Origin of the sequence: Caballeronia eucalypticola (assembly GCF_047608185.1) — a bacterium.
Taxonomy (GTDB): Bacteria; Pseudomonadota; Gammaproteobacteria; order Burkholderiales; family Burkholderiaceae; genus Caballeronia.
Genome location: NZ_JBLKRU010000034.1, coordinates 1 through 26,994, shown reverse-complemented (window position 1 = coordinate 26,994; position 26,994 = coordinate 1). Strand labels below are relative to the sequence as shown.

Below are 26,994 nucleotides of genomic sequence, written 5' to 3'. Positions count from 1 at the left end.
TCGGCAACTCACCCGGCATCGGGCCTGGAGAAGGGACATATCGATGGACATGCCGTCTAAGGGCGAGAATGCGCAGCTCATACGGATCACCTGGCCGTTTCTGGTCGTCATTCTTGTCCTGGTTTCGCTCGCCATTTTCAGTATCGACATCATGTCGTCGGTACGGGCCTACATTGGCGGAGAAAGTATCTGGTCGAAGGGCCAGAAAGATGCGGCTTTCTATCTGAACCTGTACGCCGAAACCGGCTCCGAAAGCAGCTACAAGCAGTATCTGACCGCCATGGACGGCCCGCGCAACCTGCGCACGGCCCGTCTGGCACTCGACCAGCCCAAGGCTGATCCGGTCACCGCACGCCGGGCGCTCATGGCGAGCGGCGTACATCCCGACGACGTCAGCGACGTGATCTGGACCTTCAAGATGTTCCGCCACGTCAGCTATTTCAGCGAGGCGGTCGGCTACTGGACCCGCGGCGACGCCGAAATGGCGAAGCTGGAGCGGGTCGGCAACGAGCTGCACGCGCGGGTCGCGGCCGGCGGCTTGCCCATGAACCTCGTGAGTGCCTATAAAGCGCAGATTGCGACGATCAACGCGACCATCGCGCCGCTCTCCTGGGCTTTCTCTCAGGTATTAAGTACTGCATTCCGTAAGACGGCGTCATTGTTACTGACGGTCGACCTGGTCGCCGCGCTACTGCTCGTGTGTCTCTCAACGGTGCATGTGCGGCGGCTGATCGGGCAGCGCGGGCGCATTGAAGCCGCGCTCAAGCGAAGCGAGGCGCGCGCGAAAGCGACGCTTGGTTCCATCGGCGAGGCGGTGATCGCGACGGGACCCTCAGGGCATATCGAGTTCATTAACCCGGCGGCCGAGCGCATCGCCGGACGTCTGGCGGACGACTGTCTCGGGCGGCCGCTGATCCAGAACTTCAGGTTGCTTCACGCCGATAGCCGCCAGCCGCTCAACCCGATCGAAGACGCCCGGGCGGGCACGCGCCCAGATGGCGAAGCCGCTGAAATGCTGCTGCAGCGGCGCGACGGCGCAGAGATTCGCGTGCAGGCGGTGACGTCGCGCATCAGCGCGGCAGGCGCATCGCCGAACATGGCCGATGAGGAATCCGGCTTCGTGCTGATCCTGCGCAATATGACCCGCGAGTACGAATATATCGAAAGCCTGGCTTGGCAAGCCACGCACGACGGCCTCACGGCGCTCGTGAACCGCGCCGAATTCGAGCGGCGCCTGCAACATGCGCTGGGTACGCGCTGGAGCGAGGTGGCGTCGTGGCTGCCGGCGGCATCGGCGCTCCTGTTCCTCGATCTTGACCGTTTCAAGGTGGTCAACGACACCTGCGGCCACGCAGCCGGCGACGCCATGTTGCGTGAAGTCGCGTTGCGCTTCGAGGCCAGCCTGCAGCCCGACGACACGCTCGCGCGGCTCGGCGGCGACGAGTTCGGCGTGCTGCTGCAGGGTTACGACACCCCGGGCATCCAGGAGGTCGCGGAACGCCTGCGCGCGTGCCTGAATGACTTCGTCTTCAACTGGGAGGCGCAGCCGTTCACCACCAGCGTGAGCGTTGGCGTGGTTGACTTGCGCAACACGGAAATGAGCGTGGAAGAGGCCATGCGGCTCGCCGATATCGCCTGCTACATGGCGAAGGAACGCGGCCGCGACCGGGTGCAGCTGGCGGACCTCGGCGACCGCGAACTGGCGCGCCACGCGAGCGAGGTATCGTGGGGACGACGTCTGAAGCAGGCGCTCGAACACGACGACTTCTGCCTCTACGTGCAACCTATCGTGGCTGTCGGCGAGGGCTTGCCGGCCTCAACGGAAGGGCAGCGCGCCGAATTGCTGTTGCGCATGCTCGACCCGACCGTGACCAACGGCGTGATCGCGCCAACGCTGTTCATTCCTGCCGCCGAGCGCTATGGCCTCATGACGGCGATCGACCGGTGGGTGATCCGCAATGCCTTCGATATGCTGTCGCGTACCCGTCATAAGCGTTTCAAGGAATACGCGATCAACCTGTCGGGCGCGTCGGTCGGCGATGAACGTTTCCTCGGCTTCGTGCGCGAGCAATTTCAGCGCACAGGCGTCTCGCCTGGCATGATCTGCTTCGAAATTACGGAGACCACCGCGATTGCCAACCTGGCATCGGCGGCGCGGTTCATGCACGAACTGAATGCGCTCGGCTGCCATTTCGCACTCGATGACTTCGGCGCCGGCATGTCGTCGTTCGGTTACCTGAAGCATCTGCCCGTGGAGTATTTGAAGATCGACGGCAGTTTCGTGACCGACATGGTGCTCGATCCGGTGAGCCGCGAGATGGTCGCGGCCATCAACGAAATGGGCCACTCCATGAAATGCCGGACCATTGCGGAATACGTGGAAAGCGAAGGGATCCTGCGGGCGCTGCATGCCCTCGGGGTGGATTACGCGCAAGGGTATTACATAGGGCGGCCAACGCTTTGGACAGAGCCGGCCGTCCTGACATTAGCTAAGGAGGCGTAATGGGGGGTGGGTTTACAAGAGAGGGCGACCTCAAGAACACAGCAAGCTACCCACTTTGGTTGCAGGAAGTTTTGTTGGAAACCGGCGCGGCGAAAAACCGTGTGACGTCTCATCCGCTGTTTCGGTCCTTGCGCGACGCCGAGCTTGGCCCGCGTGAAATGCGTGCGTTCCTGATCAACGGCTGGCCGGTGATCAATCAGTTTCCGCAGTACATGGGCATGAACCTGCAGAAGATCGGACCCGAAGAAACGCCGGGCTTGCGTATGGCGCGGCGGTATCTCACGCGTAATATCCGCGTCGAGCAGAACCACGCCGATTACTGGGTCGACTGGGCCGCGGCCCACGAGGTAACGCGCGAGGACCTGCAAGCCGGCGAAGCGCCCGCGCTTGCGTTCGCACTGAGTCACTGGTGCTGGAAAAGCAGCAATGCGGACCCGCTGCATGCGTCGATCGCGGCGACTAATTTTGCCGTTGAAGGGGTGACCGGAGAATGGTCGACGCTGCTCTGCAGCCGCGACACCCTCGCGCACAGCTACCCTGAACCGATCCGCAAGAAGACCATACGCTGGCTCAGGATGCACACCCATTACGACGACGCGCATCCGTGGGAAGCGCTCGATATTGTCGCCACCATGATGGGCCTCACGCCGCGCATGGCCGACATCCGCGAAGTCAAACGCAGCATCCAGCGCAGTTACGAGTACTTCGAGGTCAGCTTGAACTGCTGCCTCGAAGTGTGATGCCCGCCGCTTTAGGTCCTTACTTCCCTAACTGCAGCTTGCCGTCGAGCCGCCGGTTCAGACCGAGCGGATTGGCGGTCTTCAATGCGTCCGGCAACAAGCCGTCGGGCATGTCCTGGTAGCTGACGGGACGCAGGAAGCGGTCGATGGCGAGACTGCCCACGGACGTTGATCGGCCGTCGGCGGTGGAGGGAAAGGGGCCGCCATGGACCATGGCATGTCCAACTTCGACGCCCGTACCGAACCCGTTGACAAGAATCCGTCCGGTGCGCCGTTCGAGCGCTGGCAGGAAACGGCGTGCATCGTCGAAATCCGCTTCGTCGATATGCAATGCCGCCGTCAACTGGCCTTCCAATTGTTCGACGAGCTCAAGCACGGTGGCCAGGTCCGGGCATCGGACGATCAGTGAAGCCGCGCCAAAGATCTCCTCATGCAATTCCGGGTTAGCGCGGAACGCTGCAGCGGTGGTCGAGAACAACGCCGCTTGCCCTTGCGTCGCGCCTTTCGCTGCACAACCTCGCGCGAGTGTCTGGACCTCGCCGTGTTCCGCTGTCTTGTTCACCGCCGATTCGTAAGCCTTGTGAATACCCGGCGTCAGCATCGTGGCGGCCGGCGTCTCGCTCAACGCAGCACCGGTTGCTTCGATGAACGCATCGAGCTCGGGGCCATCAATTGCCAGCACCAGGCCAGGGTTCGTACAGAACTGGCCGGCACCCAGCGCAAGCGAGCCGGCGAAGGCCTTGCCGATCGCCGCGCCGCGGTTTTTCAACGCGTGCGGGAACAACAAAACCGGGTTGATGCTGCTCATCTCGGCGTAGACCGGAATCGGTTCGCGACGCGCCGCTGCCAGCTTCATCAGCGCCGTGCCGCCGCCGCGCGAGCCGGTAAAGCCGACTGCCTTGATGCGTCGATCCGAGACGAGACCCTGGCCGATGTCGCGGCCGCTATCGAAGAGCAGGGAGAATGTGCCTTCCGGCAGACCGCAGTCCGCGACCGCTTTTTGCACGGCGCGTCCGACCAGCGCCGACGTCCCCGGATGCGCCGAATGCGCCTTCGCGATCACGGGACAACCGGCGGCCAGCGCGGAGGCAGTGTCGCCACCGGCAACCGAGAACGCCAGCGGGAAGTTGCTCGCGCCGAACACGGCGACGGGGCCGAGGGGCACATAACGCAGGCGCAAATCGACGCGCGGCAGCGGCTTGCGCTCCGGTTGCGCCGGGTCGATACGCACGCCAAGGAAATCGCCTTCGCGCACGACCGCCGCGAACATGCGCAACTGGCCGACGGTCCGGCCGCGTTCGCCCTCGATGCGTCCGCGCGGCAGGCCGCTTTCGGCTACGCAGCGGTCGATCAGCACATCGCCGATATCGAGGATGTTCTGCGCGATCGTTTCCAGGAACCTGGCGCGGGTTTCAAGCGGCAGTTCGCGGTAGATATCCGATGCTTGCCACGCTAGCGCGCAGGCTTGCTCGAGTTGATCGAGCGACGCGCCGCCGAAGGCGGGCGCGAGCGGCTCGCCCGTCGCGGCATCGATACCCTTGATTGAGCCGTTCGTACCGTGGACGGATTGTTTGCCGATCAGCAGATCGCTGGAAATTTCCATGATGTTTCGAATCCTGTGGGTGTAATTGAGCGTGCGGATTGCGTTACTTGGCGCGTGCTATTTGCCCCAGCTCAGCACGAGCGGATCGAGGCGGCGCGCGACTTTCAGCAAGCCGGCGCGAGTCGATGGATGCATCGCGGCAAACGGGTGACGCGTGGTGTCGGAGCGGATCACGCCGCCCTCCATCATCAGCGCCTTGCAGGCGGCGAGACCGCATTGGCGGTTTTCGTAGTTGATCAGCGGCAGCCATTGCTCATACAGCTTGGCGGCGCCTTCCGTATCGCCCGATGTGTAGGCGTCGACGACCTTGCGAATCCCGTCCGGATAACCGCCGCCGGTCATCGCGCCGGTCGCGCCTGCATCGAAATCCGGAATCAGCGTGATGGCTTCCTCGCCATCCCACGGGCCGATGATCGCGTCGCCGCCCAGCTCGATCAGTTCGCGCAGCTTCGACGCCGCTTGCGCCGTTTCGATCTTGAAGTACGACACGTTCGCGATTTCCTTCGCGAGCTTCGCCAGGAACGGCGCGGAGAGGGGCGTGCCGGCGACCGGCGCGTCCTGGATCATGATCGGGATGTCGATGGCGTCGGACACGCGGTTGAAGAACTCGTAAATCCCGCGTTCGCCCACACGGATGGTCGCGCCGTGGTACGGCGGCATGACCATGACCATCGCGGCGCCGGCGTCCTGCGCGGCGCGGCTGCGGGCCGCGCAGACATCGCTGCTGAAATGCGTGGTGGTCACGATCACCGGCACGCGGCCGGCCACGTGCTCCAGCACAGCTTTCTGTACGGCGGCGCGTTCGTCGTCGGTGAGCGCGAATTGTTCGGAAAAGTTGGCGAGGATGCACAGGCCGTGCGATCCGGCGTCGATCATGAAATCGATCGCGCGTCGCTGGCCATCGAGGTCGAGGCGGCCGGTGGCGTCGAAGACGGTCGGGGCGACCGGGAACACGCCGCGATAGATTGCGCGGTTAGACGGATTGGGCATCAGGAGTCTCCATTATCTATTTGAGACAACTATAGGGGCTGGTTCGAGGCGCTGTATAGTGAAACCTTTCCATCTAGTGATCGCTTTTGCGACTCACCCTTAAGGTTCGTAGAACGCGCGATGAAATCCACGCTGGATGTATTGATGGGCCGCTTGCGCATGAAACAGTTGCAGTTGCTGATTGCGCTGGACGACCACAAGTCGCTGCACAAAGCCTCGAGCGCGATGTCGATGACGCAATCGGCCGCGAGCAAGGCGCTCGCCGAGCTGGAATCCATGCTGGAAGCGCCGCTGTTCGAACGCGCGAAGAAAGGGCTGGTGCCCAACCAGTTCGGTTTTTGCGTGATCCGCTACGCGCGGCTGCTGGCGGCCGACCTGACCTCGCTATGCCAGGAAGTCGCCGATATCCGCTCGGGCACGGGCGGCCGTCTGGCGGTGGGCGCGATCATGGGGGCGGTGCCGGATCTGGTGGTCCCAATCCTGAACGAGTTGCAGGTGAGCAACCCGGGTTTATCGAAAGAAATAGTCGAGGACACCAGCGCGCGGATGCTGGCGCTGCTCGACGAAGGGCGGCTGGACTTGGTGGTCGGCCGCTCGATCGTCAGCGATGAACCCTCGCGCTACATGTATCAGCCGATAGGCGATGAACCCTTGTCCGTGGTGGTGGGCTACGACCATCCGCCGTTTGCAGCCAATGAGCTGACCTTTGCCGATCTGGGCGGGCATCGCTGGGTCACGTATCCGAGCGCCATGCCCATGCAGGCGCTGTTGCAGCGCGAGATGGACCTGGCGGGCGCGCAGGTGCCTTTAAGCGCGATCTCGACGGCGTCGACCTTCGTGACAGTCGCGTTGCTGCAATGTAGCGCCGACCTGGTTTCGGTGCTGCCGGCGGGCGTTGCCCGGCTGTTTTGCAAGCATCGCATGCTGCGGACGCTGCCGATCGGCTTCAAGTCGAAATCGCAGACATTCGGGATCGTGACGCGCAAGGTCGGCGTGCTGTCGCCGTCGGCGCGTCAGTTTGTCCAGCGCTTGATGGACGCAAGCGCGTCGATGTCGCTCGCGACGGCAAGCCGGGAGTGACTGCTGCCGGGCACGCGCAAAGCAATCCGCTTCCCTCGGTTACGTCGTCTTATACTTTACTCACTCGCATCCAGTATCCGGACCGAGCGTTCCGGCGGGCGCCATCCATCCCGCCGGCATCAGCACGACCCAGGCGCCGACCCGGCGCTCACCATCAAGCTTACGGATCTCGGGCATGAGCCATATCACCATCGGCGCCTTGAACGGCCTCGCGACCGCTTTGCGCGGCCGACAGGCGGAACTCACCGAACGCTGGATGCAGCTCGTCTTCGGCGACGCAGAGGTAGAGCATTCCGACGATCTCACCTATCGGCAGCTTGCCGATCACGTCCCGCGCATTTTCGATGAAATCTGCCTCGTGCTCGAATCGCAGGACATGGATACGCAGGAACATGCGATCGAACATGACGCGCGCGAACACGGGAAATGGCGCTGGCAGCAGGGTTATCGCATTGACGAACTGGTTCGCGAACTGGACTTGTTTCGTCAGGTGCTGCTCGCGGCCATTGGCGAGTACGCGGAGCACGACCACTCATTCGATCGCAAGCGCGAGGAACGCGCCCGTCTGATCACCGACCAGACGCTCAGTTTCGTCACGCTCACGTCCGTTCGCGAGGCGGTGGGCGAGCGCGACCGGAAACTCGACGAATACACCGGCATGCTGGAGCGCGCGAATCACGAACTGACCCTGCGGCAGAAGTTGATCAGCGACCTTTACGAAACCCGCATGCAGGTCGCCCGCCGCGTGGCGCATGACCTGCGCAATTTCCTGAATGTGTTTGCCACTGCGCTGCAACTGATCGGGCGCTCGCAGGCGAAAAACGAAAGGGCGATTGCGCTCGCCAAACGGCAAGTCACCGACATGGCCACGCTCGTCGATGAAATGGGCGAATACTCGAAAGTGCTGGGCGATGATTCCATCCTCACGGTCGAGCGTTTCGACCTGAACGAATTCTTCGATGAACTCATGCAACTCTGCCACGGGTCCGCCAATGCGAAGGGGCTGACGCTCAAGGGGCGAGTTGATCCGGCATTGAGCACGATCGCGTCCAACCGGCTGAAGATGAAGCAGATCGCGCTGAACCTGCTGTCCAACGCGATCAAATACACGACTACGGGTGAGGTGGAACTGGCGATCGTCGTGTCGGACGCGAAGCACTGGACGCTGCGCGTGTCGGACACCGGTGCGGGGATCAGCGAAGAGGATCGCGAACGCGTGTTCGAGGAATTCGAACGCGCGGCGTCCGACGAGATTCCCGGCACCGGGTTGGGGCTGGCGATCGTGAAGGAACTGGCGCTCGAACTGCAGGGCGTGATCCGCTTTGAATCGTACAAAGGCCGCGGCAGTGTGTTCGAAGTGCGTTTTCCGCTGGTGCTTGAAATTGGTGGCGGGGCGGCGGTGGTTTGAATCGCGCACAATCGGTCGTTCTTCTATTTCGTATAGCGTTCGTGTACACTATACGAATGATCAAGAGCTTTCGACACAAAGGGCTGGAGCGGTTTTTTATGACCGGATCAAAAGCCGGGAGTGCCGCCGCCCATGCGGAGAAACTGCAGATTCGCCTGACGGCGCTGCATGCTGCTACGGGTCCCGAGGATATGAACGCAGCGGCGTGGAAACTCCACGCGCTCGCCGGCCGGAACTCGAAGAAGCAGGATGTCGAAGGCCACTGGTCAATATGGATAACCGGCAATTGGCGTCTGACGTTTTTTTTCGAAGGAACAGACGCTGTTCTGGTTGATTACCAGGATTATCACTAAGGAGCCCACGATGACATCAATGCATGACCCGGCGCACCCCGGACTGGTGTTGCGCGACTACCTGGGCGAACTCAGTATCACGACTGTTGCCGAGCGGCTGGGCGTAACGCGTGCCGCACTTTCTCGCATACTCAACGGTCACGCCGGCATTTCAGCTGAGATGGCTATATTGCTCGGTGCGGCGCTCGGAACGTCGGCCGAAATGTGGGCCATCATGCAGGCGCGCTACGATCTGTGGCAGGCGCAACGAAAACCGCATCGGAAGATCAAGCCGTTCCCCGAACTGGCACGAGCGGCCTGACGCGCGAATTGCCGCATCACCTGAACCGCCCTCGAGGCGGTTTTTTTTCGACCGGGCGCCATAACATGCGCGGTGTCGGCGATAAAGCCTTCGTGCAGGATCCGCAAAAGGCGGCAGACTGGCTGGCGGCCCGCAGCGTGCTGCCGCAGAAAATTAACGTGTCGGATTATTGCGAAGGTTTGATGCGGCATCTGTCCTCACGTTTCGTTCCGCCGATGCTGGAAACCTGACAGCAGAATCTGCTGTCGGCCCGCTTTCACAAGAAAGCAGATGCTGCAGCCGATCCCGACATCAGTAACGGCTGCTGTCGTGAGTCAATACACTGTGGCCTCAACCTGTGAACAACTGAGGGCAAAGTGTTATGAAACTCACCGACTTCAATACGCTGACGTTTGACTGCTACGGGACCTTGATCGATTGGGAGACCGGGATTTTCCAGGGGCTGCGTCCTCTGCTTGATCGCGTCAAGCAGCCGCTGACGCGCGATCAGGTCCTTGAGGCCCATGCGCGGCACGAATCCTCGCAGCAGAAATACACGCCTGCCAAGCGGTATCAGGAACTGCTGACTATCGTCTACAAACGACTGGCCGAGGAATGGCAAGTGCCGGTTACGCTGGACGACTGCGTAGCGTATGGAAAGTCAGTTCAGAACTGGCCGGCTTTCGACGATTCGGCAGAAGCCTTGCGATACCTCAAGCAGCATTTCAAGCTCGTCATCCTGTCGAACGTCGATAACGAAAGCTTCACTCACAGCAATGCGAAATTGCAGGTCGAGTTTGACGCAATCATCACCGCCGAAGACGTGGGTTCGTACAAACCGTTGTCGCGTAATTTCGACTACATGCTGGAGAAGCTGGGTGATCGTGGAATCAAAAAGGAAAATATCCTGCATACCGCCGAGAGCCTGTTTCACGATCACAAGCCGGCCAACGAGTTTGGCCTGGCATCGTGCTGGATTTATCGCCGGCACGACAAGGAAGGCTTCGGTGCGACAATGAATCCGGGTCAGCAGCCTAAGGTGGACTTCCGCTTCAACAGCATGGCGGCGCTCGTGAAAGCGCACCAGGAAGCCTTGCTGCAAAGTAATGCTTGATCGTGACTGACGCTCGCCGTAGTACAACGCGTTTTATTTTCTGGAGGTTCAAGTGCGACTCACTGATTTCAGGGCACTCACCTTCGACTGTTACGGCACGCTGATCGACTGGGAACGCGGAATAACTACCGGCGTTGCGTCGCTGGTCAACCGCGTTGACCAGCCGTTGACGCGTGACGACGTGCTCGAGGCGCACGCGCGCCACGAATCATCTCAGCAACGCTATACACCGGAGATGCCGTATCGCGATCTGCTCGCGGTCGTGTTCAAGCGGCTCGCGGAAGAATGGAAAGTACCCTATTCAACGGATGAGGCTGTCGCATACGGCTGCTCAGTCGCTCAGTGGCCCGCTTTCCCCGACTCCGCAAGCACCCTGCAATATCTGAAGAAGTACTTCAAGCTGATCATCCTGTCAAACGTCGACAACGAGAGTTTTGCCGCCAGCAGGTCGATGTTGCAAGTAGACTTCGACGCGGTCATCACAGCGGAAGATGTCGGCTCTTATAAACCGTCACATCGCAATTTCGATTACATGCTTGAACTGCTTCCTTCGCTTGGCGTGCGAAAGGAAGAGACGCTGCACGTTGCGGACAGCACATTCCACGATCATGAACCGGCAGCCGAGCTTGGCATAAAATCCTGCTGGATCTACCGCCGGTTTGAGCAAAGGGGCTTCGGTGCCACAATGCGCACGATCAATGAACCGCCGGTCGAGTTCAAATTTACGAGCATGGCGCAACTGGTGAAGGCGCACCACGAAGAGTTAAGCGGAGGGTGACCGGATAGACCCGCCTGCAAATCACCGGACGCGAGAGCACCACATGACCACTCGACAGAAACTGGATCGGATCGACATCAAGATCCTGGCGGAACTGCAGAAGAACGGCAATATAACGAATGCGAACCTGGCCAACGCGGTCGGGCTATCGCCGAGTCCGTGTCTTCAGCGAGTCAAACGGCTCGAGTCGTCGGGCATCATCTCCGGGTATGGCGCGCACCTTAATCTTGCCAAGCTGACGACTACGGTGACGGTGTTTACCGAGGTGATGCTGCAGGATCATCGGCGCGAGGACTTCATCCGGTTTGAAGCGAATGTCCGGGCGATCGACGAGATCATCGAATGTCATCTCGTCAGCGGAGGTTATGACTATCTGCTGAAGTTTCTCGTCGGCAATATCGGCCACTATCAGGAGGTCGTGGAACGCCTGCTGGATCTCAACCTCGGCATCGAGAAATACTTCAGCTATATCGTCATCAGGTCGCCGTTTGTGAAGCACGTCGCGCCATTGGACAGACTGCTGACGGACGAACAATAAAGTTCGTCACGTCAGCGTTCAGGCCTGCACCGCTTCGCGTTCTTTGTTGCTCGTTTTGCTGTCTTCCTGTGCGACTGCCGCACGCACCAGCGGCAACAGATCGCGCCCATAACCCAGTGCATCTTCCAGAGGATCGAAACCTCGGATCAGGAACGTCGAGATACCCAGGCGGTAATACTCGATCAACGCTTCCGTCACTTGTTCGGGCGTGCCGACCAGCGACGTGGAGTTGCCGGCCGCTTTTGTCAGCGCGGCAATACCGGTCCAAAGACGCTTGTCCACCACGGACCCTTTCGCGGCTTCAGCAAGCAGGCGCTGCGCTCCGACGTTCTTGGGTTCAGCCGGACGGCGAGTAAAGTTAGGATTGCTTTTCACTACCTCGGTCGCGCGTGCAAGGATCGATTCCGCACGCGCCCAGGCCGCATCTTCTGTTGAAGCGATGATTGGACGCAGCGAAAGGCTGAAGCGGATAGCGTTCTCACGCCCATACGGTTTGGCGGCCGCGCGCACTCGTTCGATGGTCTCGGCGACCTGCGCCAGCGATTCGCCCCACAGCGCAAAAACGTCGGCATGCTTGCCCGCGACCTGAATTGCTGCTTCTGATGAACCGCCGAAATACACCGGCAGGTGCGGCTTCTGCAAAGGACGAATGAGCGACCGGTGACCCTTCACCCTATAAAACGTGCCCTCATGATCAAACGGCGTTTCGCTGGTCCATGAGCGCTTCACGACATCGAGATATTCATCGGTGCGTTTGTAGCGGTCGTCGTGTTCGAGGAAGTCGCCGTCGCGTTGCTGTTCGGTATCGTCGCCGCCCGAGATGATATGCACGGCGGTGCGGCCTGCGCTGAAATGATCGAGCGTGGCGAGTTGACGGGCGGCGAGCGTCGGCGCGACAAAGCCCGGGCGATGGGCAAGCAGGATACCCAAGCGCTTCGTCTGTTGCGCGACGAACGACGCAATTTGGAAGCCGTCTGGCGACGCACTTGAATGAGCGATCAGCACGCGGTCGAAGCCACCATATTCATGCGCTTGCGCGACCGCGGCAATGTACGGCGGGTTAACCGCGGGTCCTTGCGGCAAGTGGATTTCGCTTGATTCCTGATGGCTCACATAACCGATGAATTCAACGCTCATAGTGGTGCTCCCTTGATAGATTGTCTGGCCTGAAGCGCGGCGAATCCGGTGCGCCCGAATGCACTGAGCAGCGCGTCGTTTTGCGGCGTGTGAATGCGCGAGCACAGCACGTCGCGATGATGGCGTTCAAGCGGGTTGTTGCGGCTCAGCCCCGGATTGCCGCTGGCCTCGACCGCGAGTTCGACGGCCGTGATGGCGTTCTGCGTCACGAGATATTTGATGGCGGGCGCTTCATGCAGCGGAATGTTGCCGTTCGAGCCGGCATCCAGCAGCACACGGTTATTAAGCAGCAATGCGTCGATACGGCCAAGCGTCTGCTGGAAACTGCCCAGGCTCGACAGCGGCGCACCCAGGTTGGCGGGTTTGCGATCAGAGGCCCACGATGCAAACCAGTCGCGCGCAGACTGGGCGACGGCATCGTAGATCGATGAAAGCAGCACGTTCATCCACAGCGTGGTGAGCGGGTCCATGCCGCTCGCGGCGATCTCGGGAGAGTTGAAATCGACTGCATGAGCAGCGGGAACACGGACGTTCTCGAAGATCACTTCGTGACTGCCGGTTGCACGCATGCCAAGGTGATTCCACGGCTCGCCGAACCGGATTCCCGGTGTGTCCCGATGCACGAGGAACGTCCCCACGCGCGGCGGGTTTTCGTCCGTGCGGCCCCAAACGGCGAACCATGTCAGGCCCGGACTACCGGTCGAATAGATCTTGCTGCCGTTGAGAATCCACGCGTCGCCGTTGTCGGTCAGGCGTCCGATCGTGCCGGGCAAACCGCCGCGAGAGGGCGAGCCCAACTCGGGCTCCACGCGCAGCGAGTTGATGAGTGCGCCGTTTTCCACTGCATCACGGGCGACTTGTTCCTTCAGCGCTTGCGGCCAGTTTGGGTTGGCCTGCAGGCGCAGATGATAGAGACATTGCATCACGAGGATCAGCGCCGTCGACGGCTCGCCACGCGCAACCGCACGCACCACCTTGAGTACTTGCGGGAGCGTAGCTTGGCGCCCGCCAAGTGCTTGCGGCACCGTCAGCGCGAGCAAACCCGCGCTTCGCAAACGCGCGAGGTTGTCGTGGGGAAAGATCGCGTCACGATCCAGCGCGCCGGCGCTCGCAGCAAAATCCTGAGTGAGCGCGGCCAGCCATTGGCCGGCGGCGGGACTGTCGAGATCGGCGAGAGCCTCAAGTGCTATCGGGTCCTGCAACGCTGTGGGCGGATGCCGTACGGTCATCGGAAAGTCCGTTATTGACGAGTGTTAATGCGCGGTGAACTGTGCGTCGAAACTTGGCGTGACGTCGAGAGTCGTCTTGATCACGCCCGCGCGAACGTAGAGATCGGCGGTGCGCTGCTGCTCGGCGATCACCTTGCTGTCGATCGTGATTGGCTTCAACTGCGCCCGTTGATACACCACCTTCAGCACATCGGCGGGCAGGTGCGTGACGCGCGACTGGATAGCCGCGACTTCGTCAGGATGCGACAACGCCCATTGCTGACCGGCCGCTACGCGGCGCAGGAAGTCATCTATTTGCGCGCGTTTGGTCTTGATCGATTCATCGGTAGCCGCCTGAAAGCTCAGGCCCGACGAAAGCCCCACACCATTCGCGATGATGCGATTGTTATCGCGCAATTCACCGAGCGCGACATACGGGTCCCAGGTGGACCACGCATCGACGTCGCCCGACTGGAGCGCTGACTTCGCATCGGCGGGTTGCATGAATGAGAGCGTCACGTCAGAGAGCTTGATGCCCGCGCGTTCGAGCGTCGCGATGGCCAGAAAATGGCCGATGGAACCTCGCGTGGTCGCAATGCGTTTGCCCTTCAGATCGGCTGCACTTTTGATGGGAGAGCCGGCCGGCACGAGAATCGCAAGGTCGACCGGTTGCGAGCGGGTTGCCGCTACCGCGCGCACACGTGCACCGGCGGCGTAAGCGAAGATCAGCGGGGCGTCGCCGAGACCGCCTATATCGATTGCGCCTGCATTCAAGGCTTCGCCGAGCGGTTGCGCGGCCGGGAAGTTGAACCATTCGATCTGGTACGGCACGTCTTTCAACTGGCCCGATGCTTCGAGAATGCCGCGTGTCTGCAACTGCTGGTCGCCGACTTTCAGAACAGGCTCAGCTACCGAAGCGAGCGGATGCAGCGCGGTGAATGAGGCAAGCGCGGCGATCAACAGGAGGCTGCGTCGTTTCATGAATCTTCCATACAGGAAAAGACATTAACGATACGATTCACCGCGGCATTAGACAAACGCGTTGTTCTGCTTTGCTAATCGCTGGAGTTGGAATGACGCGGTTCGGGCCGCGTCAGACCGTTCGCTTGAAAGCTGTTGTTTCAGATCGCGAAGAAACCGTGCGTACCGTCACGTTCGAGTTGTGCGACGAGGCCGTACTCCCACTCAAGGTACGCGTTCATGGCTTCGCGCGGAGCGTCGGTGCCTTCATACGGACGCCGATACCGGTCGATACGCGGCGATGCCAAATGTGTGTCGCCTTGGGCAAGGGGCAGGCCTGCCGCAATCCACGCAGCGGTGCCGCCTTCGAGCAGCAGGACAGGCTTTGATGTCAGCGCCGCCACGTCCGGTCGGGCGAATGCAGCAAGTGCGCTCGATCCGCAGGTGACCACGTATTGCTTTGCGTCCGGCAACGCGGGCAAGTCGAGCGCAAGCCGGGAGCGCACGGTCCACCACGCGCCTGGAATGTGTCCCTTCACATGGCTGGCGCTTGCCGTGAAGTCGAGCACGATGGTCTGACTCGCGGGATCGTCAAGCAGGGCAGCGAGTTCGTTCGCGGTGATCGCAGGTGTGGGTGCAGGCAGCGGTTTTTTAACGCGCCACGGACCTTCTTCAGTCAGGTCGGTGCTCGTTGCATCGTCGACTACATGGACGTCGATGTTCATCTGCGCGAGCCATGATGCGGTCATGTTGGCACGCACGCCGTCGTCGTCGAAGAGAACCACGCGCGCGCCTCGAACTGGCGCGAACATCTCCGTTTCCTGCACGAGCTGGCCGCCCGGCGCCCCTTGAAAATCCGCTGCATGGGCGTGCTCGTATTCGGCTGGCGTGCGGACATCGAAGCGATAGGTCGTGCGGTCAGCATCGTCCGCCCAGCGCTTCGCGTCCGACAACGTCGTGCGCTTCACGCCTGCGCGATCGGCTACGGCCCGCGCCGATTCGCGCGAAGCGGCGTCGGTGCGGCCGTCGTCGGTCGCAAACTGCCGCGCGCTGCCATGCGCGAGCGATTGACCCGCGAGCAGCCAGCCGATCGTGCCGTTGCGCAACGCCGCCACCGGGTTCGGAATGCCCGCATTCACGAGCGACTGCGTGCCGATAATGCTGCGCGTGCGCCCCGCGCAATTCACGATCACGCGTGTCCTGGGATCTGGTGCGAGTGCGCGGGCACGCAACACAAGTTCAGCGCCCGGCACGCTGATGCTGCCGGGGATGTTCATCGTCTGATATTCGTCGTAGCGGCGTGCGTCCAGCACGACTACGTCGTCGCCGCTTTTCAGCAACGCGTCGACTGCTTCCGCCGATAACGCCGGCGTATGCCGCTTCGCTTCCACGAACTCACCGAACGCCTTGCTAGGCACGTTGACGTCGCGGAACACCTCGCCGCCTGCACGTTCCCAGCCTCTCAGGCCACCTTCGAATAACGAAACATTGGAATAGCCGAGTTCTTCGAACTTGCGTGCAGCGCGCTCCGCGAGACCTTCGCCGTCATCGAGCAGAACGATCGGGACGCTCTTACGCGGCAGCTTCGTGAAGGCATCAAGTTCGATCTTGGACAACGACAGGTTCGCGGCAAACAACGGATGGCGTTGCGCGTGCGGATCTTCTTCGCGGACATCGAGGAATGCTATTTCGCGCTTTGAAAGCAGGGCGTCGCGCACGTCGTCGAAGCTGCGCTGGGGGATGGCGCTCATGAGTCGAGTCGTTCCTTCGAAAGGTTCCAGAGGTTGGGGAGCGTGTCGTTTGTATAGCCGGAGATGAAGGGCTTTGGCGGACCGTCAGCGGGATAGACGTGCCGCGAGATGCCGCCGATATTCGCACCGTATACATGGATGCTGATGGACACGCGGTCGTCAAACGCATTGCTCACGCGATGAATATCGCCAACAGTCGGTGACACCGCAGCCACCGCGCCTCGTTCGAGCAACTGGTCTTCGCCCGATATAACCAACGCGCCGTCGTCGTTGCGTACATACGAGCGTGCAACTTCCGCGCCGCGCAATACACCGACGAGGCCCCATACCGTGTGATCGTGGACGGGCGTTTGCTGACCCGGTCCCCACACGAAACTGACGACCGAGAAACGGTGACGGGCATCGGCATAAAGCAGGAATTGCTGGTAGTAATCAGGCGACGGTTGCGAGTAGGCATCGGGCAGCCAGTCGTCTTCGGCTATCAGCTTGCCGAGCGCAACGGCCCCTTGTTCCAGCAGGTGCGCTTCAGGCAAATTTGAATCGACGAGTTGCGCAATCTCGCTTATGAATCCGCGCAGTTTTTCATGGCTCATTGCTGACTGTAGCGTCACGCCGCGTGCGCAATGTGGGATGTCAGTTCACGCGTGGCCGGGATCAGCTCGCGTCCGTAATCGAGCGCGTCTTCCAGCGGATCGAAGCCGCGAATCAGGAACGTGGTTACGCCGAGCGCGTGATATTCGGCCAGCGTTTGTGCCACTTGATCCGGAGTGCCAACGAGTGCCGTTGAGTTCGACCGGCCGCCGATCTCCTTCGCCACGCCGGTCCACAGGCGATCATCGGCCCGCACGCCGTCTCCCGCCGCGGCGAGCAAGCGGCGCGCGCCTTCGCTTTGCTGTGGCGTTGCTACACCGAGACCTTGCACTGCACGCAGGCGCCGCGTTTCAGCAAGAATGTGATCTGCGCGTTCCCATGCGGCCTTTTCTGTTGCCGCAAGAATTGGGCGGAACGATACCGAGAAGCGCACGTTATTGCGGCCATGCCTGGCCGCTTCCGCGCGGACGCGGGTGATTTGTTCGCGCACTTGTTCTTTCGATTCGCCCCACAGCGCATAGACGTCTGCGTGCTTGCCCGCAACCTCGATAGCCGGCGCCGATGCACCGCCGAAATAGATCGGCACATACGGAGCTTGCTTGGGCTTGACTTCGGAGAACGCTTTTTCGAAGCGGTAATAGCGGCCTTCGTGATCGAAGGGTTCGGATTCGGTCCATACGCGCCGCAGGATTTGCAAGTATTCGTCGGTGCGGGCGTAGCGTTCGTCATGCGAGAGAAAGTCGCCGTCGCGGCGTTGCTCGACGTCGCTGCCGCCCGAGATGAAGTGGACCGCAAGGCGCCCGCCGCTGAGCTGATCGAGCGTGGCGAGCTGGCGTGCGGCCAAAGTTGGCGCGACGAATCCTGGGCGATGCGCGAGCATGAAGTGGGTGCGCTGCGTGACGCCGGCCGCATAGGCGACGGTCAGCATGGCGTCGGGGCTGGTCGACTGATAGGGCACGAGAATGCGGTCGAAGCCGGCTTTTTCGTGCGCCTGGGCGAAGTCGCGGAGGTAGTCGATATCGATTGCCGGACCGCGCACCAGATGCGTCTCCGACACTTTTTGCTGCTGGATCATGCCGATGAATTCGACGCTCACGAAAGACGCTCCTCGTTGATTCACACTGTTGGGCAGTGCGTGAAGAGACGCTTCAGAACGCTGCCGATAGCTTAAAAGGCTAACATCGGCTGACGCAGATCTTAAATATCAAAACGAGCTAAACATATGGGCAGGGCGCTTGCCACGATGCGTGGAGGGACCGGGATGCCACGCAGCCATTACGCTCCCTTGGTCTTCCCCGATGACCCCGACTTCACAGCCGGCGACCGTGCCCGCCACCTACTAGTCATCTCTCTCCCGGCGACTTCATCCATTGCCACCGCGATCAACTCGACCCGTTGCTCGCGCGTGAAACTCGCATAGGCCACGCCATCGATCACGCCGTGTTTCTTCAACAGATGAACGGCTGCGGACCGGTTCGCCTTCTCCAGTTCCAGGTCTTCCTGCGCGCTGAGCAATGCCGCTGTCAGACTCGCGACGGCCGCTTTCTCCTGCGCGACGTCGAATTTCATCAGGTCCATTTTGACGTCGATGCCAGGCGCATCCGATGACGTGCCAAGTCGCAATTGCGTCAGTTCGCGCTTCAAATCGCTTTCCCGGCGAAGCGCGCGCTCGAGCTTTTGCGCCATGCCGGGGTCTGATCGCCCGTGGCCGCGAAAGAGCGTGCTGAAGGTGTTTCCGAGAATTCCCATACCGTCATGACCTCGAGATGATGTGTTCATCGGCGTGCATTTGGTGTGAGAACGGAGTCTCACTCCCGGTATCTACGGCAGCGTGCGGCGAATCTTTAGGCTTTTTAGCAACCGCATAATTAACGGTATTTTTTACACGATGAAAGCCTGGGGAGAGACGAAAAAACGCCCGATAATCAATATGATAGATGATTATCGGGCGTTCCGATGCAGCAATCAGACAGGGCTCAAAAAGCTGTCCGTAAGGTAAAACGTGTCGAGTTATTCAGATGTTCTTCAAGCCACCGCTTCTTCGGCTTCAGCCTCGACCGTTTCCGTTTCCGTTTCCGAATTCCGGATCAGGTAATCGAATGCGCTGAGGGATGCCTTGGCGCCTTCGCCGACCGCGATCACGATCTGCTTGAACGGCACGGTGGTGACATCGCCGGCCGCGAACACGCCCGGCACGGACGTCGCGCCGCGCGCATCGACCACGATCTCGCCGTGACGCGACAACTCGACCGTGCCCTTGAGCCATTCCGTATTCGGCACCAGCCCGATCTGAACGAATACACCTTCCAGCTCGATATGTTTCGCTTCGCCCGAACTCAGGTCCTTATACGAGAGACCGTTGACCTTCTTGCCGTCACCGGTGACTTCCGTGGTCTGTGCCTGCGTGACGATAGTCACGTTCTTGAGGCTGCGCAGCTTGCGTTGCAACACGGCGTCGGCACGCAACTCCGTGCCGAATTCGAGCAGCGTCACCGTGCTGACCAGTCCAGCCAGATCGATCGCCGCTTCAACGCCCGAATTCCCGCCGCCGATCACTGCAACACGCTTGCCCTTGAACAGCGGGCCGTCGCAATGCGGGCAATACGCCACGCCGTGATTGCGATATTGCTTCTCGCCCGGCACGTTGATTTCGCGCCACCGGGCACCCGTGGCCAGCACGATCGTCTTCGCTTTCAGCACCGCGCCGTTGGCGAGGCGCACTTCGTGAATCTTGCCCGGCACGAGCGCTTCGGCACGCTGCACGTCCATGATGTCGACGTCATAGCTTTTCACGTGCTGCTCGAGCGCCGTGGCGAATTGCGGTCCTTCGGTCGCTTGGACCGAGACGAAGTTTTCGATGGCGAGCGTATCCAGCACTTGTCCACCAAAGCGCTCAGCCGCCACGCCGGTCGAGATGCCCTTGCGCGCCGAGTAGATAGCTGCCGCCGCACCGGCAGGTCCGCCGCCGACGATCAGCACATCGAATACGCCTTTCTTTTCGAGCGCTTTCGCGGCGCGGGCCCCTGCGTTGCTATCGAGCTTCGCAAGAATTTCCTTCACGCCGGTGCGGCCTTGGCCGAATACTTCGCCGTTCAGGTAGACGGTCGGGACGGCCATGATCTGGCGCTGCTCGACTTCGTCCTGGAACAACGCGCCGTCAATAGTGACCTGGCGAATACGTGGATTGATGAGCGCCATCACGTTCAGCGCCTGCACGACTTCCGGGCAGTTCTGGCACGACAGCGAAATATAGGTTTCAAACTCATAGTCGCCGTCGAGTTCGCGGATCTGTTCGATCACGGCGTCGTCAAGTTTGACCGGATGACCGCCGGTCTGGAGCAGCGCCAGGACCAGCGATGTAAATTCATGGCCCATCGGAATGCCCGCGAAACGGATACCCGTGGGTTTGCCCGGTTCGCCGATGGAAAACGAGGGTTTGCGATGCGTATCGTCGCGCTGCTCGATCACCGCAATGCGGTCCGACAGCGTGGCGATTTCATGCAGCAGCCCGTGCAACTCGATGGATTTCGGCGAGTTGTCGAGCGAAGCGACGATCTCGATCGGCCGGCTGACCTTTTCCAGATACGCTTTCAACTGAGTCTTGAGGTTGGCTTCCAGCATGGCGGTTTCGAGTCCGTTTAAAGATGATTTTTGTGCAAAAGACGTGCTGACAGACATCCGGGCCGCGAACGGCCCGGATGGTACAGCGCATTACAACGAGGATTTAAAGCGGTGAATAAAGCGGTAAAGCAGCTTAGATCTTGCCAACGAGGTCGAGCGACGGCGTCAGCGTTTCAGCGCCCGGCGTCCACTTGGCGGGGCACACTTCGCCCGGGTGTGCAGCGACGTATTGCGCTGCCTGCACCTTGCGCAGCAGCTCGCCAGCGTCACGGCCGATGCCGTTGTCGTGGATTTCGCACAGCTTGATCTCGCCTTCCGGGTTGATCACGAACGTGCCGCGCAGCGCCAGACCTTCTTCTTCGATCAGCACGTCGAACGCGCGGGAGATGACCAGCGTCGGATCGGCAATCATCGGATACTTGATCTTGGCGATCGTGTCAGACGTGTCGTGCCATGCCTTGTGCGTGAAGTGCGTGTCGGTCGACACGCTGTAGATTTCCACGCCCAGCTTCTTGAATTCAGCGTAACGGTCGGCCAGATCGCCGAGTTCCGTCGGGCAAACGAACGTGAAGTCAGCCGGGTAGAACACCAGGACGGACCATTTGCCCTTCAGGCTTTCTTCGGTCACGGTGGTGAAGTCGCCGTTGTGATAAGCGTTGGCTTTGAACGGTTTGACCTGGCTGTTGATGATCGGCATTGCGTGAGTCCTTGTGTTAAGTGGTTAAGGAGAAGTGAATGAAGTATGAAGGGAGGCACCCGATATGGAAAATCGAATGATTTAATGGGGTCGATGTGGTGAGGCTATCAGGGTTAACGTGGAATCAGCGTGGCATATCGGGGCGGCATTTTAGCGTCGCCACGAAGCAGCTGCCAGTCCCATAGCTGCCGCAAGGCCAACGAACACGACGGGCATGGGCGTTGCGCGCATCCCGCTTCAGCTAACCGAATCAACAGGAGGGTGTATGAAAATTGGCATCATTGGCGCGGGTAATATTGGTCGCGTGCTGGCGCTGCGCTGGGTCGAGCGGGGGCATGAGGTCCTGATCGGCAATTCGCGCGGGCCGGATACGCTGGCCGACGTTGCCAGCGAAACCGGCGCGAAGCCAGCGGAACTTGCCGACGTGGTCCGTGGCGCCGCTGTAATCGTCGTCACGATCCCCGAAAAGAAAGTGTTGAATCTGCCGAAGGGCTTGTTCGACGGCGTGCCGGAAACCACGGTCGTGATCGATACCGGGAATTACTATCCGCGTGAGCGCGATGGCCGTATCGACGGAATCGAGTCCGGCATGATGGAAAGCGAATGGGTCGAGCAGCAACTCGGGCGTCCGGTCATCAAGGCTTTCAACAACATCTACGCGGCGCATTTGCGCGATCTCGGCAAGCCCGAAGGCACGCCGGGACGCATCGCATTGCCGGTCTCGGGCGATGCCGCCGATGCGAAAGCCGTCGTGATGCAACTGGTGAACGAGATGGGCTTCGATCCGGTCGATAACGGCAGCATAGGCGACTCCTGGCGTCAGCAGCCGGGCACGCCGGTCTATACGAAGGATTTCGACAGAGAAGGCCTGAAGGCCGGTTTGCAGAAGGCGGAGCGGGCTCGCACGCCGCAATGGAGTGCGACGGACAAGAGCCCTGGCAGCTTTGAAAAACCTGCATGAAGCTGAACGGCGACGGGCCTCTCAAAGCCCGTCGCCTTGACGATGCAGCTCGCGTTAGTCTAGCGAGATCCCGTCGAATCGATGACCGCCCAGCGGACTGATCTCGTAGCCCTTCACGTCTTTCGTCATCAACTGAAACGCGTTTGCATGGGCGATCGGCGTGTACGGGACCTGATCCTTGAACACGACCTGCGCCTGCTCATACAGCTTGGTGCGGGTCGGCTGGTCGGTAATCAGCCGCGCTTTGCCGAGCAGATCATCGAATTGCTTGTTGCACCACTTCGCCACGTTGCTGCCATGCACGGCATCACAGCCGAGCGTCGTGCCGAGCCAGTTGTCCGGATCGCCGTTATCGCCCATCCAGCCGTAAAGGATGGCGTCGTGCTCGCCGCCTTCTTTCGCGCGCTTGTTATATTCGGCCCATTCGTACGTGACAATATTCGCTTTCACGCCAATCTTCGCCCAGTCCGATTGAATCAATTGCGCCATCAGGCGAGCGTTCGGGTTGTAGCCGCGCTGCACGGGCATGGCCCATAGCGTGATCGAAAAGCCGTTTGGAAAACCCGCTTGTTTCAGCAGATCACGCGCTTTCGCGGGATCGTAAGGTGCGTCCTTCAGCGCCTTGTTATACGACCATTGCGATGGCGGCATCGGATTCGACGCCACGGTCGCGGCCCCGTCGTAGACGCTCTTCAGGATCGCCGGTTTATCGACGGCCATGTCCAGCGCACGACGCACCAGCACGTTATCGAGCGGCTTGTGCGTGGTGTTGTAGCCGACATACGCCACGTTGAAACCCACTCCCGAGAGCACCGCGAGTTTCGGATTGCTGCGGGCGGTCTGGATATCGGCGGGGCGCGGGAAGGCTGTCATCTGGCATTCGCCGCTCGCGAGTTTCTGCATGCGCACAGCGGCGTCCGGCGTGATGGCGAACACCAGTTTCGCGATATGCACGTCCTTCTTGTTCCAGAAGTCCGGATGCGCGTCGTATCGGATGATCGCGTCTTTCTGATAGTCACGGAACACGAACGGGCCGGTGCCCACGGGCTTCTGGTTCAGGTCTTCCGTCTTGCCGGCCTTCAGCAACTGGTCGGCATATTGCGCCGACACAATGGAGGCGAATTCCATCGCTATATTGCGCACGAACACCACGTCCGACGTGTGCAGCGTGAAGCGCACGGTGTAGTCGTCGAGTTTTTCAAGCGATGCAATGTTCTTGTCGTAGCCGAGATCGCTGAGATACGGGAAGCTGACCGGATGCGCCTTCTGGAACGCATTGTCCGGATCGATCATGCGTTTGAACGTGAAGACGACGTCGTCCGCATCGAAGTCGCGCGTGGGCGTGAACCAGGGCGTGGTCTGGAACTTGACGCCGTGGCGGAGATGAAACGTGAAGGTCTTGGCATCGGGCGACTCGTCCCATGACGTGGCCAGGCCCGGCACCAGGTTGAGCGACCCGCGCTCGAACTCGACCAGGGTGTCGTAGACTGCGTGCGCGCCGGCGTCGAAGTCGGTGCTGGTGGTGTACTGCGCGGAGTCGAAGCCGGCCGGGCTGCCTTCCGAACAGAACACCAGCGTTTTGCCCGCCGCGTGGGCTGTGCCGGCGAGGGCACCGAGGGCACCAAGCGCCGCGAACGCGCAGACGGCGCTGCAAACAGCGGTGCGGGCCAGCTTGCGGGCAGGGGCGAAGAATGAGTCGGACGGCAGGCTTTTATGTGGCATGTAAGGTCGATGAAGGTTGAGAGGCGGCGCCCGGAGGCGACCAGTCGTGCCTAAGTAACCGCATACTTTACCAACCAGGGAATTTTTGACGAAGCGATACGTTCTTCTTTAGATAGTTCGAAACCAGCCATCGCCATTCAGGGCGAGTTCATGCACCTTTTCGCTCGGCTTTTCACGCAGCCGCCTAGGAACCCTGAACCCGCAGGCTGCAAATATTTCCCGGGCGTTTTAACATGTCGGACCGGGCGCTCCCGCTTTTTTGCGGCTTCTTGCTAAAGTTACCGATTAATGACCGGCACGCGGCCCACGCCCTCCTATGCAGTACAAGAGAACATGAAAAACGTTTCTGATTCACCGGCAGCCACTGCCGAAGCAGCCCACGAAGAATGCGTCGAACTCGTGGCAAAGGCCACGATTCCCACGCGTTATGGCGTGTTTGAGTCGCATGTGTATCGCGTGACGAGCACGGGCGCCGAGCATCTGACGCTCGTCATGGGCGATGTCAGCCACGGCGAATCCGTTCTGTGCCGGTTGCATTCCGAATGTGTCACGGGCGATGTTTTTGGCTCGTATCGCTGTGATTGCGGTGAGCAGCTAGATCTGGCGATGCGTTATATCGCGGCTGAAAATCGTGGAATATTGCTGTATTTGCGGGGTCATGAAGGACGCGGCATCGGGCTGGCGAACAAGATCCGCGCGTATGCGCTGCAAGAGCAGGGGTATGACACTGTCGACGCCAACCTGCATCTCGGCTTGCCCGACGATGCGCGGGAATACGACTCGGCGGCAGCTATCCTGCGCGCGCTCGACGTGCGCTCGGTGCGCTTGATGAGCAACAACCCGTCGAAATTCGACACGCTGCTCAAGCACGACATCCCGGTCTGCGAACGGGTGGCGCTGGCCATTCCCGTGCGTGAGGAAAACGAGCGCTACATCAAGACGAAGCAGGTTCGCTTCGGTCACTACTTCGACGAAAACGAATAGCCGATTTTCGCCATTTGTCCGTAGTCGCTTGACACGTGCCAAGGAAGTCCGCAACCCTTTGAAATTAAATAGAAAAGTGTTTTAGTTCGAGTCTCGGCTGGGACATCGACGCTTTTCTGCATACGTTAAAACTTGCGACATCGGCGTAGGTTTTTTGGCGTTGCAAAGCAAACCTACGCCGGATATTCTTGCCTCAAGAAAAACCTACGCCGAGGAAAGGATGCGCTTCGATGCCCGCGCCGCAGCTACGCTGCCGAGCGGCGATCACATGACCTTCGCGGAGTTTCCTGGGCTGCGCCTGCAAGCTTCAAGCAACCGCAAATCGTGGACGTATCGCTACAAGTCTCCCGTTGACAGCCGCATGCGACAGGTCAAGCTGGGCGAATGGCCGGCAATGTCCTTCGCCGGTGCTATTGCTGCATGGGAGAAGAGCCGTGTCGCGAGGGACTCGGGAGCCGAGCTCTCGGCGCTGCGCCGAAAGAAAAAAAACGACGATGCTTGCCCATCACCACACGAATACACCGTCAGAAAGCTGTGCGGTGACTATCTGCAAGGGTATGTAGAAGTTAACCGGAAGACCAAGGGCGCAGTTGAGGTCGCACGTATGTTCAAGGCGATGCTTGGACCTATCGCGGATATGCATGCGGCTACCGTCACACGCGCCCAGGCTTTCGATTTGCTCGAATCATATCGATCAACGCCTATGCTTGCGGCTCGCCTTCGAATGGAGCTTGGCGGTGCCTGGCATTACGCTCTAGATGCCGGTCGTCTGCCTGAAAACACTGCAAATTGGTGGAAGGAGATTTTAAGAGGGCGGCTGAAGAGCAAAGGGCGTAAGGTCGAGGGGCAATATACCGGGACACAGAAAAGGGTGCTATCGGTAGAGGAACTCGGCACATTGATCCGGTGGTTACCAAATTTCAGTTTGACTGTCGCCGATGCATTGACGCTCTACCTCTGGACGGGCACGAGGGGAGGGGAGATCGTCGCTATGGAGAGCACCGAGATCGCAGATGAGAGCGATGGTCTTTGGTGGACGATTCCCAAGCAAAAGACGAAGAGTCTGCATAATGAGAAAGCAACGGATCTGCGCGTGCCGCTCGTAGGCCGCGCAGAAGTGATTGTGCGGCGACGCCTCGATCAGGCCAAGCGGACGGTTATGTTTCCTTCCTCGCGTGGGGTGACGATGGATCAGACTGTGGTCCAGCACGGCGTCTATTACCATCAGCCGTACTGCAAGATCGAGCCGAACCGTGATCGCCCGCGATTACCCGTGACGCATTGGTCGGCCCACGATCTTCGACGTACAACACGCACGCTACTTGCAGCGCTCGGTTGCCCAAACGAAATTGCCGAGGCAATCCTTGGTCATGTTCAGCCTGGAATCATCGGCGTCTATAACCGCTATACCTACGACAGAGAACGGCGCGAGTGGCTCACGCAGCTATCACATCGCTTGGAAGAGATTGCGGCGATATATCCTGCGAAGAAGTAGCGCGGATGCGATCGATGTGCCCGTGTTCGGCGTGCGGTGTATTTGGATTTCGGCGGATGGACCATGCAGGGGCCCGTGCGCCAGCCATGCGACATAGATCCGCGGCGCCGCATGGATTCGAGATTGGAATTGAACCCTCCGTACCATGCCGTGCCACGGTGGATTTAAATACGCTGCATGTGATTCATCGCCGGTTTCCGATCGCACATTTTCGACGAACGCATATCAACCGTTGTGGCTGGCGATAGCTCGAAAGCGGGGTGAGCAGCGCGGGCCTTTGTTCTGCCCATATGCCGGCTGGAATCGGATTCCCATTGACTGTCAAATGAGGAGGATCGACGCCAAAGTACAGGCGCTAAGGAGAATGGCACTTACTTAAGCCCGTGGCGCGTGCCCATATTGTCGGACGCGCTCGCGTGCGATGTGACGAGGCTCTTTCAGCCATGGGTAAGACTTCGGTCTTCGTTTGCGCATTCGTGG

Annotated in this window: 25 protein-coding genes; 13 read left to right on the top strand and 12 right to left on the bottom strand. The window is 60.3% G+C overall.

From position 1 onward, the window contains the following. The first annotated feature begins 43 nt into the window (after window positions 1–43). Window positions 44–2,503, top strand: a complete 2,460-nt coding sequence (locus ACMX25_RS29400; protein ID WP_414953464.1) for a putative bifunctional diguanylate cyclase/phosphodiesterase — start codon at window positions 44–46, stop codon at window positions 2,501–2,503. A 101-nt stretch (window positions 2,504–2,604) separates the two neighbouring features. Continuing rightward, window positions 2,605–3,243, top strand: coding sequence for a TenA family transcriptional regulator (locus tag ACMX25_RS29395; RefSeq protein ID WP_414953463.1), 639 nt, complete (start codon window positions 2,605–2,607; stop codon window positions 3,241–3,243). 19 nt (window positions 3,244–3,262) lie between these two features. Here the strand turns inward: ACMX25_RS29395 and ACMX25_RS29390 are convergent, their stop codons facing one another. After that, window positions 3,263–4,846 carry an aldehyde dehydrogenase (NADP(+)) gene (locus ACMX25_RS29390; protein WP_414953462.1) on the bottom strand — a complete coding sequence of 528 codons (1,584 nt, stop codon included), beginning with the start codon at window positions 4,844–4,846 and terminating at the stop codon, window positions 3,263–3,265. Between the two features lie 57 nt (window positions 4,847–4,903). Beyond that, a complete protein-coding gene (locus ACMX25_RS29385; protein ID WP_414953461.1) occupies window positions 4,904–5,836 on the bottom strand; it encodes a dihydrodipicolinate synthase family protein in 933 nt (310 codons plus the stop codon). Window positions 5,837–5,956: 120 nt separating this feature from the next. Here ACMX25_RS29385 and ACMX25_RS29380 point away from each other — a divergent pair, with 120 nt between their 5' ends. The 8 genes from ACMX25_RS29380 to ACMX25_RS29345 all read left to right on the top strand — a co-directional run bounded on the left by ACMX25_RS29380 (window position 5,957) and on the right by ACMX25_RS29345 (window position 11,387). Further along, window positions 5,957–6,916, top strand: coding sequence for a LysR family transcriptional regulator (locus ACMX25_RS29380; protein ID WP_414953460.1), 960 nt, complete (start codon window positions 5,957–5,959; stop codon window positions 6,914–6,916). A gap of 175 nt (window positions 6,917–7,091) precedes the next feature. After that, entirely contained in the window at window positions 7,092–8,324 is a 1,233-nt protein-coding gene (locus ACMX25_RS29375) for a sensor histidine kinase (RefSeq protein ID WP_414953459.1), read from the top strand. 56 nt (window positions 8,325–8,380) lie between these two features. Further along, a complete protein-coding gene (locus ACMX25_RS29370) occupies window positions 8,381–8,677 on the top strand; it encodes a type II toxin-antitoxin system RelE/ParE family toxin (protein WP_414953458.1) in 297 nt (98 codons plus the stop codon). Between the two features lie 10 nt (window positions 8,678–8,687). Next, a complete protein-coding gene (locus ACMX25_RS29365; RefSeq protein ID WP_414953457.1) occupies window positions 8,688–8,978 on the top strand; it encodes a HigA family addiction module antitoxin in 291 nt (96 codons plus the stop codon). Window positions 8,979–9,043: 65 nt separating this feature from the next. Beyond that, window positions 9,044–9,208, top strand: a complete 165-nt coding sequence (locus ACMX25_RS29360) for a hypothetical protein (RefSeq protein WP_414953456.1) — start codon at window positions 9,044–9,046, stop codon at window positions 9,206–9,208. 131 nt (window positions 9,209–9,339) lie between these two features. Next, window positions 9,340–10,071: a haloacid dehalogenase type II gene (locus ACMX25_RS29355; RefSeq protein WP_414953455.1), complete on the top strand. Its 732-nt coding sequence runs from the start codon at window positions 9,340–9,342 to the stop codon at window positions 10,069–10,071. A 52-nt stretch (window positions 10,072–10,123) separates the two neighbouring features. After that, window positions 10,124–10,849, top strand: a complete 726-nt coding sequence (locus ACMX25_RS29350; RefSeq protein ID WP_414953454.1) for a haloacid dehalogenase type II — start codon at window positions 10,124–10,126, stop codon at window positions 10,847–10,849. Window positions 10,850–10,892: 43 nt separating this feature from the next. After that, on the top strand, window positions 10,893–11,387 hold the full coding sequence (locus ACMX25_RS29345; protein WP_414953453.1) for an Lrp/AsnC family transcriptional regulator: 495 nt from the start codon (window positions 10,893–10,895) through the stop codon (window positions 11,385–11,387). Between the two features lie 18 nt (window positions 11,388–11,405). Here ACMX25_RS29345 and ACMX25_RS29340 read toward each other — a convergent pair whose 3' ends face one another. The 9 genes from ACMX25_RS29340 to ahpC all read right to left on the bottom strand — a co-directional run bounded on the left by ACMX25_RS29340 (window position 11,406) and on the right by ahpC (window position 21,352). After that, on the bottom strand, window positions 11,406–12,524 hold the full coding sequence (locus ACMX25_RS29340; protein WP_414953452.1) for an LLM class flavin-dependent oxidoreductase: 1,119 nt from the start codon (window positions 12,522–12,524) through the stop codon (window positions 11,406–11,408). Further along, complete coding sequence (locus tag ACMX25_RS29335; RefSeq protein WP_414953451.1) at window positions 12,521–13,753, bottom strand: acyl-CoA dehydrogenase family protein; 1,233 nt, start codon at window positions 13,751–13,753, stop codon at window positions 12,521–12,523. The genes ACMX25_RS29340 and ACMX25_RS29335 overlap by 4 nt, the downstream gene beginning before the upstream one ends. A 24-nt stretch (window positions 13,754–13,777) precedes the next feature. Beyond that, a complete protein-coding gene (locus tag ACMX25_RS29330) occupies window positions 13,778–14,713 on the bottom strand; it encodes an ABC transporter substrate-binding protein (protein ID WP_414953450.1) in 936 nt (311 codons plus the stop codon). A 140-nt stretch (window positions 14,714–14,853) separates the two neighbouring features. Beyond that, window positions 14,854–16,443 carry a rhodanese homology domain-containing protein gene (locus ACMX25_RS29325; protein WP_414953449.1) on the bottom strand — a complete coding sequence of 530 codons (1,590 nt, stop codon included), beginning with the start codon at window positions 16,441–16,443 and terminating at the stop codon, window positions 14,854–14,856. After that, on the bottom strand, window positions 16,440–17,036 hold the full coding sequence (locus ACMX25_RS29320; RefSeq protein ID WP_414953448.1) for a cysteine dioxygenase family protein: 597 nt from the start codon (window positions 17,034–17,036) through the stop codon (window positions 16,440–16,442). Before ACMX25_RS29320 ends, ACMX25_RS29325 begins: the two co-directional genes overlap by 4 nt. A gap of 14 nt (window positions 17,037–17,050) precedes the next feature. Then, the gene (locus ACMX25_RS29315) at window positions 17,051–18,130 is read right to left on the bottom strand and encodes an LLM class flavin-dependent oxidoreductase (RefSeq protein ID WP_414953447.1); all 1,080 of its coding nucleotides are present in this window, start codon (window positions 18,128–18,130) and stop codon (window positions 17,051–17,053) included. A gap of 179 nt (window positions 18,131–18,309) precedes the next feature. Beyond that, window positions 18,310–18,783: a hypothetical protein gene (locus ACMX25_RS29310; protein ID WP_414953446.1), complete on the bottom strand. Its 474-nt coding sequence runs from the start codon at window positions 18,781–18,783 to the stop codon at window positions 18,310–18,312. Window positions 18,784–19,059: 276 nt separating this feature from the next. After that, window positions 19,060–20,655: an alkyl hydroperoxide reductase subunit F gene (ahpF, locus tag ACMX25_RS29305; protein WP_414953445.1), complete on the bottom strand. Its 1,596-nt coding sequence runs from the start codon at window positions 20,653–20,655 to the stop codon at window positions 19,060–19,062. 133 nt (window positions 20,656–20,788) lie between these two features. Then, entirely contained in the window at window positions 20,789–21,352 is a 564-nt protein-coding gene (gene ahpC, locus ACMX25_RS29300) for an alkyl hydroperoxide reductase subunit C (RefSeq protein WP_414953444.1), read from the bottom strand. A 265-nt stretch (window positions 21,353–21,617) separates the two neighbouring features. On the opposite strand from ahpC, the gene ACMX25_RS29295 reads away from it, so the two are divergent. Beyond that, on the top strand, window positions 21,618–22,313 hold the full coding sequence (locus tag ACMX25_RS29295; protein WP_414953443.1) for an NADPH-dependent F420 reductase: 696 nt from the start codon (window positions 21,618–21,620) through the stop codon (window positions 22,311–22,313). A gap of 54 nt (window positions 22,314–22,367) precedes the next feature. On the opposite strand, the gene ACMX25_RS29290 is transcribed toward ACMX25_RS29295, so the two are convergent. Continuing rightward, window positions 22,368–24,035 carry an ABC transporter substrate-binding protein gene (locus tag ACMX25_RS29290; protein ID WP_414953442.1) on the bottom strand — a complete coding sequence of 556 codons (1,668 nt, stop codon included), beginning with the start codon at window positions 24,033–24,035 and terminating at the stop codon, window positions 22,368–22,370. Window positions 24,036–24,368: 333 nt separating this feature from the next. On the opposite strand from ACMX25_RS29290, the gene ribA reads away from it, so the two are divergent. Further along, window positions 24,369–25,019, top strand: a complete 651-nt coding sequence (gene ribA, locus ACMX25_RS29285; RefSeq protein WP_414953441.1) for a GTP cyclohydrolase II — start codon at window positions 24,369–24,371, stop codon at window positions 25,017–25,019. A gap of 220 nt (window positions 25,020–25,239) precedes the next feature. Next, window positions 25,240–26,514 (top strand): tyrosine-type recombinase/integrase, encoded by a 1,275-nt coding sequence (locus tag ACMX25_RS29280; RefSeq protein ID WP_414953522.1) that lies wholly within the window; start codon window positions 25,240–25,242, stop codon window positions 26,512–26,514. Window positions 26,515–26,994 lie beyond the last annotated feature (480 nt).